This window comes from Streptomyces sp. SP18BB07 (genome assembly GCF_036322545.1).
Lineage (GTDB): Bacteria > Actinomycetota > Actinomycetes > Streptomycetales > Streptomycetaceae > Streptomyces > Streptomyces deccanensis.
This window is the reverse complement of sequence record NZ_JAQYWT010000198.1, coordinates 1-15413: the sequence shown is the minus strand read 5'-3', so window position 1 is coordinate 15413 and position 15413 is coordinate 1. Positions and strand designations below refer to the sequence as shown.

At 69.8% G+C, this 15413-nt stretch carries 15 protein-coding genes and 1 pseudogene; 13 read left to right on the top strand and 3 right to left on the bottom strand.

The window, feature by feature from the left end; translation table 11 throughout:
• The first annotated feature begins 216 nt into the window (after nt 1-216).
• The 6 genes from PUR53_RS01900 (at nt 217) to PUR53_RS01875 (ending at nt 5930) form a co-directional block, all read left to right on the top strand.
• The gene (locus PUR53_RS01900) at nt 217-3144 is read left to right on the top strand and encodes a glycosyl hydrolase 115 family protein (RefSeq protein WP_329907151.1); all 2928 of its coding nucleotides are present in this window, start codon (nt 217-219) and stop codon (nt 3142-3144) included.
• A 167-nt stretch (nt 3145-3311) separates the two neighbouring features.
• Nucleotides 3312-3620 (top strand): winged helix-turn-helix transcriptional regulator, encoded by a 309-nt coding sequence (locus PUR53_RS01895; RefSeq protein ID WP_329907150.1) that lies wholly within the window; start codon nt 3312-3314, stop codon nt 3618-3620.
• A gap of 60 nt (nt 3621-3680) precedes the next feature.
• A complete protein-coding gene (locus tag PUR53_RS01890) occupies nt 3681-3866 on the top strand; it encodes a hypothetical protein (protein ID WP_329907149.1) in 186 nt (61 codons plus the stop codon).
• 224 nt (nt 3867-4090) lie between these two features.
• Nucleotides 4091-4924 carry a PIG-L family deacetylase gene (locus PUR53_RS01885; RefSeq protein WP_329896772.1) on the top strand — a complete coding sequence of 278 codons (834 nt, stop codon included), beginning with the start codon at nt 4091-4093 and terminating at the stop codon, nt 4922-4924.
• 140 nt (nt 4925-5064) lie between these two features.
• Nucleotides 5065-5238 (top strand): hypothetical protein, encoded by a 174-nt coding sequence (locus PUR53_RS01880; protein ID WP_329907148.1) that lies wholly within the window; start codon nt 5065-5067, stop codon nt 5236-5238.
• Between the two features lie 119 nt (nt 5239-5357).
• The gene (locus PUR53_RS01875; RefSeq protein WP_329907147.1) at nt 5358-5930 is read left to right on the top strand and encodes a TetR/AcrR family transcriptional regulator; all 573 of its coding nucleotides are present in this window, start codon (nt 5358-5360) and stop codon (nt 5928-5930) included.
• A gap of 195 nt (nt 5931-6125) precedes the next feature.
• Here PUR53_RS01875 and PUR53_RS01870 read toward each other — a convergent pair whose 3' ends face one another.
• Nucleotides 6126-6338 (bottom strand): alpha/beta fold hydrolase, encoded by a 213-nt coding sequence (locus PUR53_RS01870; RefSeq protein WP_329896774.1) that lies wholly within the window; start codon nt 6336-6338, stop codon nt 6126-6128.
• Between the two features lie 283 nt (nt 6339-6621).
• Nucleotides 6622-7449, bottom strand: coding sequence for an SDR family oxidoreductase (locus PUR53_RS01865; RefSeq protein WP_329896775.1), 828 nt, complete (start codon nt 7447-7449; stop codon nt 6622-6624).
• A 63-nt stretch (nt 7450-7512) separates the two neighbouring features.
• Between PUR53_RS01865 and PUR53_RS01860 the strand changes: the two genes are divergently transcribed.
• The 3 genes from PUR53_RS01860 to PUR53_RS01850 all read left to right on the top strand — a co-directional run bounded on the left by PUR53_RS01860 (nt 7513) and on the right by PUR53_RS01850 (nt 10642).
• A complete protein-coding gene (locus PUR53_RS01860) occupies nt 7513-8739 on the top strand; it encodes an acyl-CoA dehydrogenase family protein (RefSeq protein WP_329907146.1) in 1227 nt (408 codons plus the stop codon).
• 181 nt (nt 8740-8920) lie between these two features.
• Entirely contained in the window at nt 8921-9415 is a 495-nt protein-coding gene (locus tag PUR53_RS01855; protein WP_329907145.1) for a MarR family winged helix-turn-helix transcriptional regulator, read from the top strand.
• A 330-nt stretch (nt 9416-9745) separates the two neighbouring features.
• Nucleotides 9746-10642 (top strand): SDR family oxidoreductase, encoded by an 897-nt coding sequence (locus tag PUR53_RS01850; RefSeq protein ID WP_329907144.1) that lies wholly within the window; start codon nt 9746-9748, stop codon nt 10640-10642.
• Nucleotides 10643-10676: 34 nt separating this feature from the next.
• Here PUR53_RS01850 and PUR53_RS01845 read toward each other — a convergent pair whose 3' ends face one another.
• A complete protein-coding gene (locus PUR53_RS01845; protein WP_329907174.1) occupies nt 10677-11360 on the bottom strand; it encodes a TetR/AcrR family transcriptional regulator in 684 nt (227 codons plus the stop codon).
• A 241-nt stretch (nt 11361-11601) separates the two neighbouring features.
• On the opposite strand from PUR53_RS01845, the gene PUR53_RS01840 reads away from it, so the two are divergent.
• The 4 genes and pseudogenes from PUR53_RS01840 to PUR53_RS01825 form a co-directional block, all read left to right on the top strand.
• Complete coding sequence (locus PUR53_RS01840) at nt 11602-12570, top strand: enoyl-CoA hydratase/isomerase family protein (RefSeq protein WP_329907143.1); 969 nt, start codon at nt 11602-11604, stop codon at nt 12568-12570.
• Between the two features lie 7 nt (nt 12571-12577).
• Nucleotides 12578-13501 carry an alpha/beta hydrolase gene (locus PUR53_RS01835; RefSeq protein WP_329907142.1) on the top strand — a complete coding sequence of 308 codons (924 nt, stop codon included), beginning with the start codon at nt 12578-12580 and terminating at the stop codon, nt 13499-13501.
• A 55-nt stretch (nt 13502-13556) separates the two neighbouring features.
• On the top strand, nt 13557-15032 hold the full coding sequence (locus tag PUR53_RS01830) for a class I adenylate-forming enzyme family protein (RefSeq protein ID WP_329907141.1): 1476 nt from the start codon (nt 13557-13559) through the stop codon (nt 15030-15032).
• 67 nt (nt 15033-15099) lie between these two features.
• A pseudogene (locus tag PUR53_RS01825) lies at nt 15100-15246 on the top strand (IS256 family transposase); the annotation flags it as partial.
• Between the last annotated feature and the right edge of the window lie 167 nt (nt 15247-15413).

The following is a 15413-nucleotide window of genomic DNA, read 5'->3' as shown; positions in this document are numbered from 1 at the left end:
TGGGTCCGGGCAGTGCCCCACGCCCCGCGCCAAAAGCACCGCTTCCCCGCCGACAGCACCGCTCCCCCGCCTCCGCCAGCGAGTCATGCGTCAGCCCTGCCCGACGGCCCGGACGGGGCATCGGTGCGGCCCGACGCGGAAAGGCAGCGCCCCGTGCCGCACGACCAACCACAGAGCCCGTCGCCCGCGTGGACCCGTAAGTCGTTCCTCCGGGGAATGGCAGCCGTCGGTGTGGCCCCGCTGCTCCCCGGGGTGCTGCCCTCGCCGGCCCGGGCCGCCTCGTCGGACGGTGCCGGAGGCTTCCCGCTGCTGCGGGACGGCGTGGCCGTCGACCTGTTCGTCGACGCGGCCGACGATCCCGCCGTGGCCCGCGCGGCCGGGGATCTCCAGGCGGACTTGGAGCGGGTCGGAGGGGTGCGTCCGCGACTGCTGCGCGCCCTGCCACAGGAGGCCTCGCTCCTGGTCCTGGTGGGCACCATCGGCGCGAGTCCGGCCATCGACCGGCTCGTCGCGGACCGGCGGCTGGACGTCTCCCGGGTGAAGGGCCGCTGGGAGGCGTCCGTGACGCAGGTCGTGGACCGCCCGCTGCCCGGCGTGGAACGCGCCCTCGTGATCGCGGGCAGCGACAGGCGCGGCACCGTCTACGGCGTCTACGACACCTCGGAGCGCATCGGGGTGTCGCCGTGGCACTGGTGGGCCGACGTTCCGGTCGAACGCCGCGACACGGTGACGGTCCCGTCGGGCACGCGGAAGCGGTACGAGCCGTCCGTCCGCTACCGGGGCATCTTCATCAACGACGAACAGAACCTCACCACCTGGTCCCGCCGGACGCAGGAGCCGGACAAGAGCATCGGCCCGGAGACCTACCGACGCGTCTTCGAGCTGCTGCTCCGCCTCAAGGCCAACTACCTGTGGCCCGCCATGCATCCGTACTCCGACTTCTTCAACAAGCACCGCGCCAACCCCGAACTGGCCGACCACTACGGCATCGTCGTCGGATCCAGCCACCCCGAGGCCATGCTGCGCAACGGCGTCCACGAGTGGGACCCCTGGGCCAAGGAGCACCCGGCCGCCGACGGCAGCCTGCCGGTGTACGACTACACCGTGAACCCCGCCGTCATCTCCGAGTACTGGCGGGCGAGAGCGCGGCAGAACGCCGGCTACGAGAGCAGCTGGACCCTGGGAATGCGCGGTCTGCACGACAGCGCGCTGGAGACGAAGCACGCCACCACCCTCGCGGAGAAGGTCGTGGTGATGAACGACATCATCGCGGACCAGCGTCGCCTGCTGGCCGAGGAGGTGGGCACCGCGGCCGAACCTCAGATCTTCATCCCGTACAAGGAGGTCCTGGACCTGTACAACGCGGGTGTCCAGGTGCCCGACGACGTCACGCTGATCTGGCCGGACGACAACCACGGCAACATGCGCCAACTGCCCGACGAGGCGGAGCGGCGGCGGCCGGGCGGCAACGGCATCTACTACCACCTCTCCTACTGGGGTCGCCCCAAGAGCTATCTGTGGCTGGACACCACCCAACTCGCCAAGATCTGGCAGGAGTTGCGTCGGGTGTACGAGCACGGCGCCGACCGTATGTGGATCTTCAACGTGGGAGACATCAAGTCGATCGAGACCGGGCTGTCCTTCTGCATGGACATGGCCTGGGACGTGGACCGGTGGGGCGCCGGCGATGTGGAGGGATTCCTCGTCGAGTGGGCCGGGCGGCAGTTCGGACGCCGCCACGGCGCGGAGATCGCCGCGATCCGCACCGAGTACTACCGTCTCGCGGCCGAGCTGCGCCCGGAGTTCGTCGCCCGCGGTCTGCTCTCCGTGGTCCATCACGGTGACGAGACGGGCCGCCGGATGGCCGCGTACGACCGTCTCCTGCAACGGGTCCGCGCGCTCGGCGCCAAGCTGCCGGAGGCCTACCGGGACGCCTTCTTCGAACTCGTCGAATACCCGGTCCACGGCGCCTACTTGATGAATCTGAAGTTCTACTGGGCGGAGCGCAACGCACTCGCGGTCCGCCAGGGGCGCGGGGCCGGCGCGAACCGTTTCGCGGATCTGTCCGACGCCGCCCACGCCGAGGAGACGGCGCTCACCCGGCGCTACAACACCGAGGTGGCCGGCGGAAAATGGAACGGGATCGTCAACCCGTACCCCACGGAGATCCCCAAGGCGCCGGGCCGTCCGAGCGTCACCAGGGTCGCCCGGAAGGAGACCTCAGGTCTGGGTGTGGCGGCCGAGGGCAACGAGACCGGCACCGCGCGGCCGTTGTCCTTCTCCTCCTACACCCGTGACCGGCGCTTCGTCGACGTGTTCAACACGGGCTTCCTCCCCGTGGACTGGGCCGCCGAGGCGAGCCACCCCTGGGTACGGCTGAGCACCTCCGGCGGCACGATGACCGAGCAGACCCGGGTGTCGGTGGAGATCGACTGGGAGCGGGTGCCCGAGGGCGCACACGACGCCACGGTGACCGTCACCGGTGCGGGGAACAGCTTCGACGTGCCCCTGCGGGTGCTCAACGACGGAAGGCGGGCGCGCCAGCGGGCGCGCGGCTTCGTCGAGGCCCACGGGTACGTCTCGATCGACGCCGCGCACCACGAGCATCGCGTGGCGCGCGGCGGGGCGCGTTGGCGGACGGTACGTGGGCTCGGCCGCCGTACGGCCGCCATGGAGACGACACCTTCGACGGCGGCGCCGATCACCGAGGAAATCACCACGCGGGCACCGGAGTTGCGCTACCGTGTCCGCTTCGCGGGCACCGGGGACTTCCGGGTCACCGTCTTCCGGCTCCCCTCCCTCGACGAGCGGGGCCGTCGCCGGGTCGCCCTCGCCCTCGACGACCAGCCGGTCACCGTCCTGACGGGACAGGCCGTCGCCACCGGCAACCGTGGTGACGCCTGGGCCCGCAACGTCGAGGACGGCATCGAGAAACTGACCACCACCGTGACCGTCACCGAACCCGGCGAACACGTCCTGCGGCTCTTCATGGTCGACCCCGCGATCGCCGTGGATCAGATCGTCATCGACACCGGCGGGCTGCCCGTCACCTATCTCGCGCCGCCGGAGAGTTACCACCGCTCCTTCAACCCCGATCCCGCGCCGGAGGACGCGCTGGGGCTGCCGGGCACAGCGGGCCGGTAGCCGGCGCCGGGCGGTGGCGCCGGGAGGTGGCGCCGGGAGGTAGGTGTGAGAGGCATTGCCGTCCCTCACGGTGGACGCCGCGACGGCCCACGGCCGGCCGCGGCTTCCCCGTGCACCGTCAGGCAGTCCCACCGCCGGGCAACGGTCAGGTCCTCATCCGGTCAGGCATGCCGCCCACGCTGCTGTCCAAGCGGTTGCACCAGTTGGTGCGCGCCGGCGTCGTGGAGAAGCGGGCCGAGGGCAAGGACGTGCAGTACGTCCTGACCCCGGCGGGGATCGAGCTGCGTCCGGTGATCGAGGCGCTCGGTGTCTGGGGCACGCGCCGGATCGGACAGATCGGGAACGAGGATCTCAACCCGAAGCTGCTGCTGGACCTGCCCCGGAACGTCGTCCGTGACGCCGTCCCTGACGGGCGGACGGTGGTCCGGTTCAGTTCCCGGACGTGCCTGCGAACACCCGGAACTGGTGGCTGGTGATCACGCCGGACGACACCGACGTCTGCGACGTGGACCCCGGTTACGCGGTGAACCGTCACGGTGACCGCCGGCCTGCGCGGCATGATCGAGGTGTGGCGCGGTGACGTCACCTGGTCGGAGGCCCTGCGGGTGGGCGCGGTCAAGGTGGAGGGCCCGGAGCCACTGCGCCGCGCGGTGCCGGGGTGGTTCGCGCTGTCGGTGTTCGCCGCAGTGCCGCGGCCCTCCACGGTCACGCCGCACTCGTAGAGCGAGCGGGGCGGGCTGTCTGCCTGTCGCGAGCGGACCGACGTGCCAGGAGGGCCCAGCACCGGCGGGGTCCTCGCCCTTGCCCACCTCGTTCGACGATGCGACGGCCTCCCTTGCCCATGGCAAGAAAGTGATCGAAACAAGCGGCCATGCTGGGAACAGCCGGTCCGGTCGGCATGGTTACGCAAGCAGACCCGGACGCATTTCCGCAGGAGGACTTGTTCATGGCTGACCGGCCGCTGACGCTCATGGCAGTGCACGCCCACCCCGACGACGAGGCCACGGGAACCGGAGGGGTCCTCGCGCGGTACGCGGCGGAGGGCATCCGTACGGTACTCGTGACGTGTACCGACGGCGGTTGCGGCGACGGGCCGGGAGGCGTCAAGCCCGGCGACCCCGGGCACGATCCCTCTGCCGTCGCCGCGATGCGCCGTCAAGAACTCCGGGCGAGCTGTGACGTGCTGAAGATCAGCGACCTGGTGACGCTGGACTACGCCGACTCCGGAATGGCGGGCTGGCCGAGCAACGACGCCCCCGACTCCTTCTGGCAGACACCCGTGCAGGAAGGTGCGGCCCGACTCGCGGAACTCATGCGGCACTACCGGCCTGACGTGGTGGTCACCTATGACGAGAACGGCTTCTACGGCCACCCCGACCACATCCAGGCCCACCGCATCACGATGGCGGCGCTGGAGATGACCGCGCTGACGCCCAAGGTGTACTGGACCACGGCGCCCCGCTCGATGATGCAACGGTTCGGCGAGATCATGCGCGAGTTCCACGAGGACATGCCGGAGCCGGACCCTGCCGAGGCCGCCGCGCTGGCCGAGATCGGCCTCCCCGACGACGAGATCACCACGTGGGTGGACACCACCGCGTTCAGCGGTCAGAAGTTCGACGCGTTGGCGGCGCACGCCAGTCAGGGCGAGAACATCTTCTTCCTCAAGATGGGCAAGGAGAGGTTCGGCGAGCTGATGGGCATGGAGACCTTCGTACGCGTCCAGGACCCCACTGGCGCGGCCGTACCCGAGAACGACCTCTTCGCCGGACTGCGCTGATCACCCGGAACCTTCTCGGCGCGTGTGCCGCTCCGGCAGCCCGCTTCCTGGGCCTCCGCCAGTGGCGTCGGCGGGCGAACCGACCCCGCGGACGCGACCCATGGTGATCTCGCATCGTCCCTCAGCTGCAGCCTGCGAGCATGACGCCGGGGACAGGGGCTGGGACCGGGACGGTACACGGCTTCTGGGCGCGCAAGTTGCTCGTGGGCGCGGGTGTGGATCCGGACGATCTGCAGCTGGACGTGCACGAACACGTGGACCGCGGGGTCGCGCTCACCGCCCGGCTGGGACCCGGCGCCCGGCGCCGGTTCTGAACCATCGGTCAGGACTCGCGGGCCGGTGAAATGGCCTGCGGTCATGATATTACGTGCGTCATGCCATGACTTAGGCTTGGTGTGGGCAAATGTTTCCGCGGAGCGAATGGAGGAAGCTCGTGGTGCGCTACACCAAGGAGCACAAAGAAGTCACCCGGCAACGGATCATCGAGAAGTCCGGCCAGCGGTTCAAGCAGGACGGCATAGACGGCTCGGGCATCTCCACGTTGATGTCTGACGCCGGGCTCACCAACGGAGCCTTCTACGCGCACTTCACCTCCAAGGACGACCTCGTCGCCCACGTCGTGGCCGACCAACTGCGCACGCAGATCGCCGCGTACGGCACGCTGCGGCCCGGCCGCGCTGGACTGGAGGACCTCATCCGCGAGTACCTGTCGCCTGCGCACCGGGACCACCCGGGCACCGGATGCCCCTCCGCCGCCCTGCTCGACGAGATCGGCCGCTGCGAGGACCAGACGAAGACGGCCTACACGGACGGCGCGCGGAACATCCTCGACGAGATCGCCGCCCGCCTGTCACCTGAAAACCCGCAGTCCGCTCGAGGTAAGGCCATCGGGCTCTACACCATGATGGTCGGAACGCTGCAGCTGTCCCGCGCCCTCTCCGACCGGAAGTTCGCCGACGAGGTCCTCGAGCAGGGCATCGAGAACGGCCTAGCCTTCTTGCGCTGAGATGCGCCGGCCAGGGCATCGCGAGCCAGAAACACACGCCGCGCACGGCAGCCCCGGACACCGGCCTGGTCATCGCCCGCCTAGCGGGCAGCAAGCAGGTCGGCAACTCCGACGGGCCGCCCGAGCCGCTCGCCCAGGCGCATCGCGGCCCTGAGGCAGCCTCCTCGGGCCGGGGTCGACCGCCCACCGCGCCCACTATCGTTCGAGGAACTCGAGCGCCGTCTGCACGAACTGGTCGTGGAACTGGAAGATGCCGCCGTGGCCGGCGTCGGGATAGACCACCAACTCGCTCTTCGGCAGTCGCCGGGCCAGGTCGTGCGAGTTCTTCGTCGGGACCATTCTGTCGCTCTCGCCATTGGCGACGAGCACGGGCTGCTTGACGACGGAGAGGTCGTGGGGCTTCTCCACCGGCTAAAGCCACAGCACGCCCGCGGCGGCCGTGATGCCCGAACGCTGCAGTTGCCCGCGGGCAACTGCAGCCCGGAGGGTGCCTGCGGACAAGCAACCCGACGTCCACGACAGGGCCGAAGAGACCGTCCTGCGGTTGCCCCGGTGCTGACCTGAATCGGCGGCCGGCGGTCTTGATGATCCGTCGTCGTGTGCCTCCCGGTGCTCCGCCTTGCGCACCGGCAGCACGGATCGTCGCTGAGCGAGCAGGGTGAGGCCCGCCCGCGCCTCGAAACCGAGCGGATCAGGCCGGGTCGACGAAGATGTCGAGCGCGAGGTCGCCCTCGAAGCCGGCAGGGCTGTAGACGGACAGGTCGGTGATGCCGTCGTCGAGCAGGACCTCGTCGTCGATGAACAGGTTGGCGGTGCACTCGCGCGCGTCACGCGTGAGGACGGCGTACGCGGCGTCAGCCATGATCTGCGGGCTGCGGGCCTGTCCGGCGCCGCCGACCACGTTGCGCACGGCGGCTGTGTCGATCAGGGTCCGGGGCCACAGCGAGTTGGCGGCGATGCCGTCGGCGGCGAGTTCCTCGGCGAGGCCGATGGTGCACAGGCTCATGCCGTACTTCGACAGCGTGTAGCCGAGATGCCTGCCCACCCAGTGCGGCGCGAGGTTCAGCGGCGGCGAGAGGGTGAGGATGTGCGGGTTGTCCGCTCCCCGCAGGTGCGGGATCGCGGCCCTGCTCAGCAGGAACGTGCCCCGCGTGTTGATGTCCTGCATCAGGTCGTAGCGCTTCATCTCCAGCTGCTCCGACGACGACAGATCGATCGCGCTGGCGTTGTTCACCACGATGTCGATGCCACCGAAGGCGCGAACCGCGGCATTGACGGCGGTGTGCACGTCGTCCTCGTTGCGGACGTCGCCGACGACGGCCAGCCCCTTGCCGCCCGCGCGCTCGACCTCCTCGATGGCGGTGTGGACGGTGCCTTCGAGCTTGGGGTGCGGTACGGCGGTCTTGGCGAGCATCACGACGTTCGCGCCGTCGCGGGCCGCACGCAGGGCGATGGCGAGTCCGATGCCGCGGCTGCCTCCCGACATCAGGACGGTCTTGCCTGTCAGCGTCCGTGTCATGGTCGAACCTCCAAGGTCGATTGGTGAGCTAATGATATGCAGTCCGAATGATATGGTCCGCGCATGACTTCCACTCCCGCACGCCAGAGCGACCGGCTCTACCACGAGCTCCTCGCCCCCAAAGAGACCCAGTCCGTACGTGCTGCCGTGCGCCTGATCGCGGAGCAAGAAGTGGCTCCGCACGCCGCGGCGATCGCGAACGGCGACGAGCGCACGGACGGCTTCCCCCGGCAGGTGTTCGACTCGCTCGCAGCGGCGGGGGTCTTCCGGATCCCCTTCCCCGGCGAGGTCGGCGGTGACGGCCTGATCCATCCGGCGACCGCCACCGCCGCAGCAATCGAGGAACTGGCCTACTACTCCAGCAGCATCGCGGCCGTCTTCGACGTGCACTGCATCCTGGCGGGCAACGCCCTGCGGCAGGGCACCGAGGAGCAGCAGCAGCGCTGGCTGCCCAAGGTCGCACAGGGCTCGGTGGTCGGCGCGTTCGCCACCACCGAGCCGGACGCCTCCAGCGACCTGTCTCCGCAGGCCGTTCAGACCGAGGCCGTGCGTACCGAGGTCGGCTGGACGCTGAACGGCCACAAGCGGTGGATCTCCAACTCGCCCGTCGCCGGGTTCGTGGTGGTTCTCGCCCGCACCGGCGAGCGGCTGAGCATGTTCATCGTCGACACCGCGCTTCCGGGCGTTCAAGTCGGCCTCGCCGACCGCAAGATGGGCAACCGCGGCCAGCTCACCGCGGACATCCGCTTCACGGACGTACACCTGTCCGACGACGACCTCCTCGGCGGCGCCGAGGGACACGGACTGCGCCACGCGCTGTCCACACTGACCTACGGCCGGATCGGCATCGCGGCCGCCGGGGTCGGCATGGCGCAGGCCGCCTTCGACCACACCGTGGCCCACCTGTCGACACGACACGCCTTCGGCAGGCCGGTGGCCGCCAACCAGCACTGGCAGTTCCTGCTCGCCGAGCGGGCCACCGAGATCGACAACGCCCGCACCCTCGTCACCAAGGCCGCACTGCGTCTGGACGCCGGCAACCCGTCCCCGGAACCCGAGGCCGCGATGGCGAAGCACTACGCCACCAGGCTGTCGGTGGACATGGCGCGCGACGCCGTCCAGGCCTTCGGAGGCCTCGGCTTCGCCCGCGAACTGGGCGCCGACGGCAGCCCCGGACCCGTCGAGGCGATCTACCGGGACAGCAAGATCGGCGAGATCTACGAGGGCACCAACGAGATCCAGAAATGGGTCATCGCCCGGCAGATCTTCGGCCGGACCATCACCGGCTGACGGCCCCGCGCATCCCAACCATCACCGGTTGAGCGTCCCGCGCATCCCTGCCCCGCGAGCCCCGCTTCCGCGCATCGAGATCGCTGCCCCGGTCCGGTCGCCTCACGGGTCCGGCCACCTCAGGCCTTCTCGTACGATGGCCCCGGACCGTACGCAGGACCAACCATGGGCGGGATAAACGATGTCCGAGGCTCCGCTGGTACCGGGGACCGTGGCCGAACACACCATCTGCCTACTGGTCAAGCTCGGGCAGGTGGCCTTCAGGATCGCCGAGGACGGCATCAGCGGCACCGGCCTGCGCGTGCGCCACTACAGCGTCCTGCAGGCCCTGGCCGACAACGGCGCCATGCCGCAGCTGACGCTCGGCTCGTTCCTGCGCATCGACCCGGCGACGATGGTGACGAGCCTCGACGACCTGGAGCGAGCCGGATACGCCGAGCGGACACGCGATCCGCAGGACCGGCGCCGCTACGCCGTCGACATCACCGACAACGGGCGCAAGGTCCTGGCCGACCTCAACAACACACTCGCCGACCTCGACACCGAAACCCTCACCGACCTGGACTCCACTGAACGGCACTCGCTCCACACCCTGCTGGTCAGCCTCGCCGAGAGTCCCGCCCTCACCTCAATGTTCGACGCCGTCCGCGAACAGAGCGGCACCAAGAGGGCTTAACCGCAGGAGGAGATTTCCACAGCTGCGGCCGGAGGCGGTCTGCCCGCTTACAGGTCGTCACGACGATGGCGACCTCACAGGCAAGAGGGTGCCACCTCGGCGGTGGCCCGGGACATCCGCCTGGGCACGCCGTTGCCACCGCGTACGCCCGTGCGGCCCTCACCGACCGCGGGCCGTCGGACCGGCGACTTCCTGCACTGCTCCGGCCTCGGCGGCACCGAGCCTGAGGGTGTCGCGGCCGATGACCGCGATCGGTCCGGGCGTAGGCAACCGAGCAGCAGCCAGGTGCGGTCTCTTGTGCTCCATCAATAACGAAGTTATGTTGCCGCCATGAAACATGACTTGCTGGGCAGAAAGCTGGTTGTCACCGGAGCGGCACGCGGCATCGGAGAGAAGGTGGCCCGCCTGGCCGCCGCCCGAGGGGCCCGGGTGACCGTGATCGGCCTCGAAGCCGATCGGTTGCGGGCCCTTGCCGACGAGCTGGGTCCCGCCGCTTCGTGGCGTGAGGCCGATGTGCGCGACGGGGCCGCTCTGCGGTCGGCGATCGACGAGGCCGCCGAGGTCATGGGCGGCATCGACCTCGTGGTCGCCAACGCCGGCGTCGTGGCGTACGGGACGGTGCGGCAGACGGACGAGGCGTCGTTCGAGCGGGTCCTGGACATCAACCTGAACGGTGTGTTCCGCACCCTCAAGTACGCGACGCCGCATCTGGAGCGCAGCCGGGGCCACGTGCTGGTCGTCGCGTCCGCGCTGTCGTTCATGCCGCTGGCCGCGATGGCCTCCTACGGCGCGAGCAAGGCCGGGGCCGAGTTGCTCGCCCTGACCTACCGGCAGGAGGTGGCACACCTCGGGGTCACGGTCGGCGTGGTGCACCCCTCCTGGATCGACACGGACCTCGTGCGAGGCGCCGAGTCGGACCTCCCCTCGTTCCAGGACCTGCGCGCGCGGCTGCCCTATCCGGGCAACGTCACCACGAGCGCCGACCGGGCGGCCGCCGCGATAGTCGACGGGCTCGTACGCCGGCGCGCCCGCGTGTACGTCCCGCGTGCGGTCGTCGTGGCCAACTGGGCCAAGGCGGTACTGAATTCACCGCTCGCCTGGCCCTGGGCGAGGCGCTTCGCGGCCCGGGCGGTTCCGTCCCTCGAACGGGAGGTGGCGGCACTCGGGAGGCATGACCAGCTCACGCCGGGCACAGACACCCCTGCCACGGAGACCAAGTCGCCCTAGCCTCGCCCGGGGCAGGGCCCAACCATCCGATTCCTCAGCGGCCTTGGACGATCGAGTCGTACAGGCGGGCGCCCGCCTCATGGGAGGCCTCGGCACGTTCCCGCTCGTCACCGAGTCCGACAGCGAAGTTCACGCCCATCGGCAGGAGCACCTGCGCCACGGCGTCGTCGAACTCTACGAAGTGCTCTGCCAGTTCGAGCGTGATGTACCCGTGCACGAAGCTCCACAGCTGGGCGGCGATGAGTTCGGGTTCATGGCGCTCGACCCTGCCGGAGTGCACGAGCCGTTCGCATGCCGCGGTGACATGGGCGTGGGCTTCCCGGAAGGCCGGGGAATGGCCGCTCAGGCGGCGGTCCGTGTCCGGCAGAGGCCGGTAGGTCGCCCGAGTGGACAGGCCGAACATCAGATCGTAGAGGTGAGGGTTCTCACGGGCCTGCCGACGGCAGGTCAGGGCCATGGCGAAGAGATCCGCGATCGGGTCCTCCGTCACCGGTACGCGGGCAAACGCTGCACCGAGTTCCTTGAACCCGTGGTCGGCGACAGCGCTCATCAGCTCGGGGATCCCGCCGAAGTGGCTGTAGACCACCATCGTCGACAGCCCGCTCGCGGACGCCACCGCGCGCGCCTTCAAGGCCGACGGACCCTGTTCGGCCAGCAAGCCGATGGCCGCCCGCACAAGTCGTTCCGGTGCGTCTTCGACCCTCGCCCGCCCTGCCATCTCCCGCACGCCTCCACCGTTGACACACCAGAAATAACTTGGTTATCTAATTCTTCACGGCAATAGTACACATCGCATGTGACGTGCCGCGTCGGATACGTCATCACGCGCCGGTCCGGTCTCCTGCCGCCCGAGCGGACACAGCGTGTCGGGGCGAACCCGACCTCATCGCTGCGACACGCATCCGCGGCCGTCTCCACGCAGTTTCCCACCCCATGAACGCAGCACGGGAGCAGAACTCATGCCATACAAAGACAAGGGCCGTCTGACGATCGAAGATCGCGGAGCCGTCCTGATCGTCCGGGTGGACGGCGGCCCTCACCAGGAGTTCGGCCTCGACATCTCCCATCAGCTGGACAGGCTGGTAGCCCGGGCCGACCGCGATCCGAAGATCCGTGCCGTCGTGTTCACCGGGGCGCACCCCGAGCGGTTCGTCAGCCATGCCGCGGTCCGGTGGCTGCAGGAAGGAGGCGCCGCGAGCCCCACGGTCGGCCGGCGCGGTGCCGCGGCCGTCGTACGCATCGCGAAGCGCGTGGACCGCTCCCGCCTCCTGGGGCCCGTGATGCGCAGAACCCCGATGCGCGGGGCGCTTCAGCTGGAGCGTCTGCACAGCACGTTCCTGCGGATGAACGCCAGCGGTGTGCTCTACGTCGCCGCCCTCAACGGTTCCGCCCTCGGCCTCGGCGCCGAGTTCGCCTGGGCGTGCGATCTGCGGGTCATGGCCGACGGCGACTTCTTCATCGGCCAGCCGGAGATCCTCCTCGGCATCATCCCGGGCGGCGGCGGCACTCAGCGGCTGACCCGCCTGATCGGTACCCACCGGTCCCTGGCCGCGATCCTCGAGGGCAAGCCGTTCACGCCTGAGGAGGCTCTCGCCAACGGGGCGGTGGACAAGGTCGTCGCGCAGGACAAGGTGGTCGCGCAGGCGGTCGAGCTCGCCGAGCACTTCGGGAAGCGGGCGAAGGGGGCGGTCGCGGCCGCCAAGAGGTCGGTGTACTTCGGCGGCTCGATGTCCCTGGAGGACGGGCTGCACGTCGAGCGCGCCGAGTTCTTCGCCCAGGTCATGTCGGAGGAGGGCCAGAGGCTGATGCTCGACTACAAGGCCACCACCGAGGCCACCGGTGAACTCCCGCTCTACACACCGGGTACCTACGCTCGGGCCCTCGCGTCGGGCAGCGTGCCGGGCCGTCGCCCGACGAGCGGGCGGTGAACCGACGATGACCACGCAGCAGTCCTTCACCCGTCACGACATCACGTTCCCTTCCGGCGACAGCAGATGCGCCGGATGGCTCTACCTCCCCACGGGCGTCACGTCGCCGCCCGTCGTCGTCCTCGGGCACGGCCTCGGCGCCGTCCGCGAGATGCGCCTGGACGCCTTCGCCGAGCGCTTCGCACAGGCCGGCATCGCCGCGGTGGCCTTCACCTACCGGCACTTCGGCGACAGCGGCGGCCACCCGCGCCAACTCCTGTCGATCAAGCGTCAGCTCGCCGACTGGGACGCCGCCCTCGGCTACGTCAAGACACGCACGGACGTCGACCGCACCCGCATCGCCGTCTGGGGCAGCTCGTTCGGCGGCGGCCATGCCATCACCGTCGCCTCGCGCCATCCCGAACTGCGCGCGGCCGTGGCGCAGTGCCCCTTCACCGACGGTCTCGCCTCGGCGCTCGCGCTGGGCCCCGCCGCCTCGCTCAAGGTGCTCCCCGTGGTAGCCCGCGACCTGGCGGCCCGAGGTCGCGGAAAGCCGCCGGTGATGGTTCCGATCGCCGCCGCCCCCGGCTCGTCGGCGCTCATGAACGCCCCGGACGCCCTGCCCGGATACCAGGCGCTCCAGCCCCCGGGAACGACGTTCCGCAACGAGGTGGCGGCGAGGGTCATCCCGACCATCCTCACCTACCGGCCCGGGCGCGCGGCCAAGAAGATCGCTTTCCCGATCCTCTTCTGTGTCAGCGACACCGACTCCGTCACGCCTCCCGCCCAGACCCTCCGCTACGCGCACACCGCACCCAGAGGGGAGATCAAGAGGTACGACGCCGGCCACTTCGACTTCTACACCGGCGAGACCTTCGAGGTGCTGGTGCGCGACCAGATCGAGTTCCTCACCCGCCAGCTGAACCCGGCCGCCGCCGCGCCGGCTGCGTGACCGGATCGCATCACACCGAGACACCGCATCACACCGAGACAGGGACGCCCCCGCCATGAACTTCGCATCTCTGCCCGACCGCCGCGCGGCCCTCGACCCCGACGGGGCCGCGGTCTCGGACGGCCGCCAGACCCTCACCAACGTCCAGTTGCTGCGTCGCGTCCAGGCGGCGGCACGTCACCTCCGGGACCTCGGGATCGGCCCCGGCGACGTCGTGGCCCTCAAGCTGACCAACCGCGTCGAGTTCGTGCTCCTGCTGTTCGCCGCCTGGCGGCTCGGCGCCACCATCACGCCGGTCAACCCGAGCATGACCGACGTCGAAGTGGCCCGACAGCTCACGGACTCCGGCGCACGCCTCCTGGTGAGCGAAGACGGTGCGGCCCCCGTGGCGGACGGGACCGCCGTCCTCGCCGTCGGCGAACTGCACGAGGACGCAGCGGCGGAGCCGGATGAGGCCCCCGTTCCGGACCCGTCCGCGCTGGCCCTGCTCATCTACACCAGCGGCACGACCGGGGTGCCCAAAGGGGTGATGCTCGACCACGCCAACATCGACGCCATGGCGGACATGGGGCGTCGCGCGCTGGAGGTCGGGCCGACCGACCGGTGCCTGCTGATCCTGCCGCTCTTCCACGTCAACGGCATCGTGGTCAGCACCCTCGTACCGCTACTGGCGGGCGCGAGCGTCACCATCGCCGACCGGTTCCATCCCGACACCTTCTTCGACGTCGTCGAGCGCGAGCGCCCCACCTTCTTCAGCGCCGTCCCGACGATCTACAGCATGCTCGCCGCGCTCCCGGAACAGGTCCGCCCCGACACCTCGTCCCTGCGCTTCGGGGTCTGCGGCGCGGCACCCGCCTCCGCCGAGCTGCTGACCCGGTTCGAGGCCCGTTACGGGTTTCCGCTCGTCGAGGGGTACGGGCTGTCCGAGGGAACCTGCGGATCCACCATCAATCCTGTCGCGGGCCCCCGACGCGCCGGAACCGTGGGACTGCCCTTCCCCGGCCAGGAGATCCGGATCGTCGACCCCGGCGGAAGCGAGGTGCCGCCGGGCGCGGACGGAGAGGTCGTCGTGCGGGGCCCCAACGTCATGCGGGGCTATCTCGGCCGCCCGGAGGAAACGGCCAAAGTCCTCGTCGACGGCTGGCTGCACACCGGCGACGTGGGCCGGCTCGACGCCGACGGCTACCTGACCCTGGTCGGACGCTCGAAAGACATGATCATCCGGGGTGGGGAGAACATCTACCCCAAGGAGATCGAGGACGTCCTCGTCGGTGACCCGGCGGTGCTCGAGGCCGCCGTGATCGGTGTCCCCGACGAGAAGTGGGGAGAGGTCGTCGTCGCCTACGTCCAGCCCCGACCGGGTTCGACCGTCGATCCGTCGGCTCTGCAGTCCCTCTGCGCACGCAGCCTCACCGGCTTCAAGCGCCCGACCGCGTTCTTCGTGGTGGAAGCCATCGCGAAGAACGCGGTCGGCAAGATCGACAAGGTCGCGCTGCGCGCTGCCCACGCCAAGGTCGCTGCGCGGGCCTGACCTCCATGGCTGGCGTTGTGGGCCGGCTGCTGTGGCGGCCCTCTGCTCCGTGCCAGGGGCCGAGTGGCAGGCCGCGTTGAAGTGCGTCTACATGGCGATCACGTCGCTCGACCCCACGGGCAAAGGCCAGGCCCGCTGGACCATGCGCTGGAAGACCACACTGAACGCCTTCGACATCACCTTCGACGGCCACCTCTCCGCAGCCCGCCAGTAACCAACTACCCCAGTTACACCGCTCGTTTGGCCCTGTCTCACATTCGGTGGTGACGGAGCGTGCTGTTATCCGAGGAGGATGCGGTGCCGGAGCAGGGTGAAGCCTGCTCGTCCGTGCATCTGGCGCGCGATCCGTTTGGTCTTGGTGTTGACGCCCTCAGTGGGGCC

Excerpts from the sequence above, each read along its gene's own strand:
- PUR53_RS01835 (WP_329907142.1), top strand. The coding sequence starts at position 12,578 with ATGACCACGCAGCAGTCCTTCACCCGTCACGACATCACGTTCCCTTCC.
- PUR53_RS01880 (WP_329907148.1), top strand. The coding sequence starts at position 5,065 with ATGACGCCGGGGACAGGGGCTGGGACCGGGACGGTACACGGCTTCTGG.
- PUR53_RS01865 (WP_329896775.1), bottom strand. The coding sequence starts at position 7,449 with ATGACACGGACGCTGACAGGCAAGACCGTCCTGATGTCGGGAGGCAGC.
- PUR53_RS01840 (WP_329907143.1), top strand. The coding sequence starts at position 11,602 with ATGCCATACAAAGACAAGGGCCGTCTGACGATCGAAGATCGCGGAGCC.
- PUR53_RS01850 (WP_329907144.1), top strand. The coding sequence starts at position 9,746 with ATGAAACATGACTTGCTGGGCAGAAAGCTGGTTGTCACCGGAGCGGCA.
- PUR53_RS01885 (WP_329896772.1), top strand. The coding sequence starts at position 4,091 with ATGGCTGACCGGCCGCTGACGCTCATGGCAGTGCACGCCCACCCCGAC.
- PUR53_RS01845 (WP_329907174.1), bottom strand. The coding sequence starts at position 11,360 with ATGGCAGGGCGGGCGAGGGTCGAAGACGCACCGGAACGACTTGTGCGG.
- PUR53_RS01860 (WP_329907146.1), top strand. The coding sequence starts at position 7,513 with ATGACTTCCACTCCCGCACGCCAGAGCGACCGGCTCTACCACGAGCTC.
- PUR53_RS01830 (WP_329907141.1), top strand. The coding sequence starts at position 13,557 with ATGAACTTCGCATCTCTGCCCGACCGCCGCGCGGCCCTCGACCCCGAC.
- PUR53_RS01895 (WP_329907150.1), top strand. The coding sequence starts at position 3,312 with ATGCCGCCCACGCTGCTGTCCAAGCGGTTGCACCAGTTGGTGCGCGCC.
- PUR53_RS01855 (WP_329907145.1), top strand. The coding sequence starts at position 8,921 with ATGTCCGAGGCTCCGCTGGTACCGGGGACCGTGGCCGAACACACCATC.
- PUR53_RS01900 (WP_329907151.1), top strand. The coding sequence starts at position 217 with ATGGCAGCCGTCGGTGTGGCCCCGCTGCTCCCCGGGGTGCTGCCCTCG.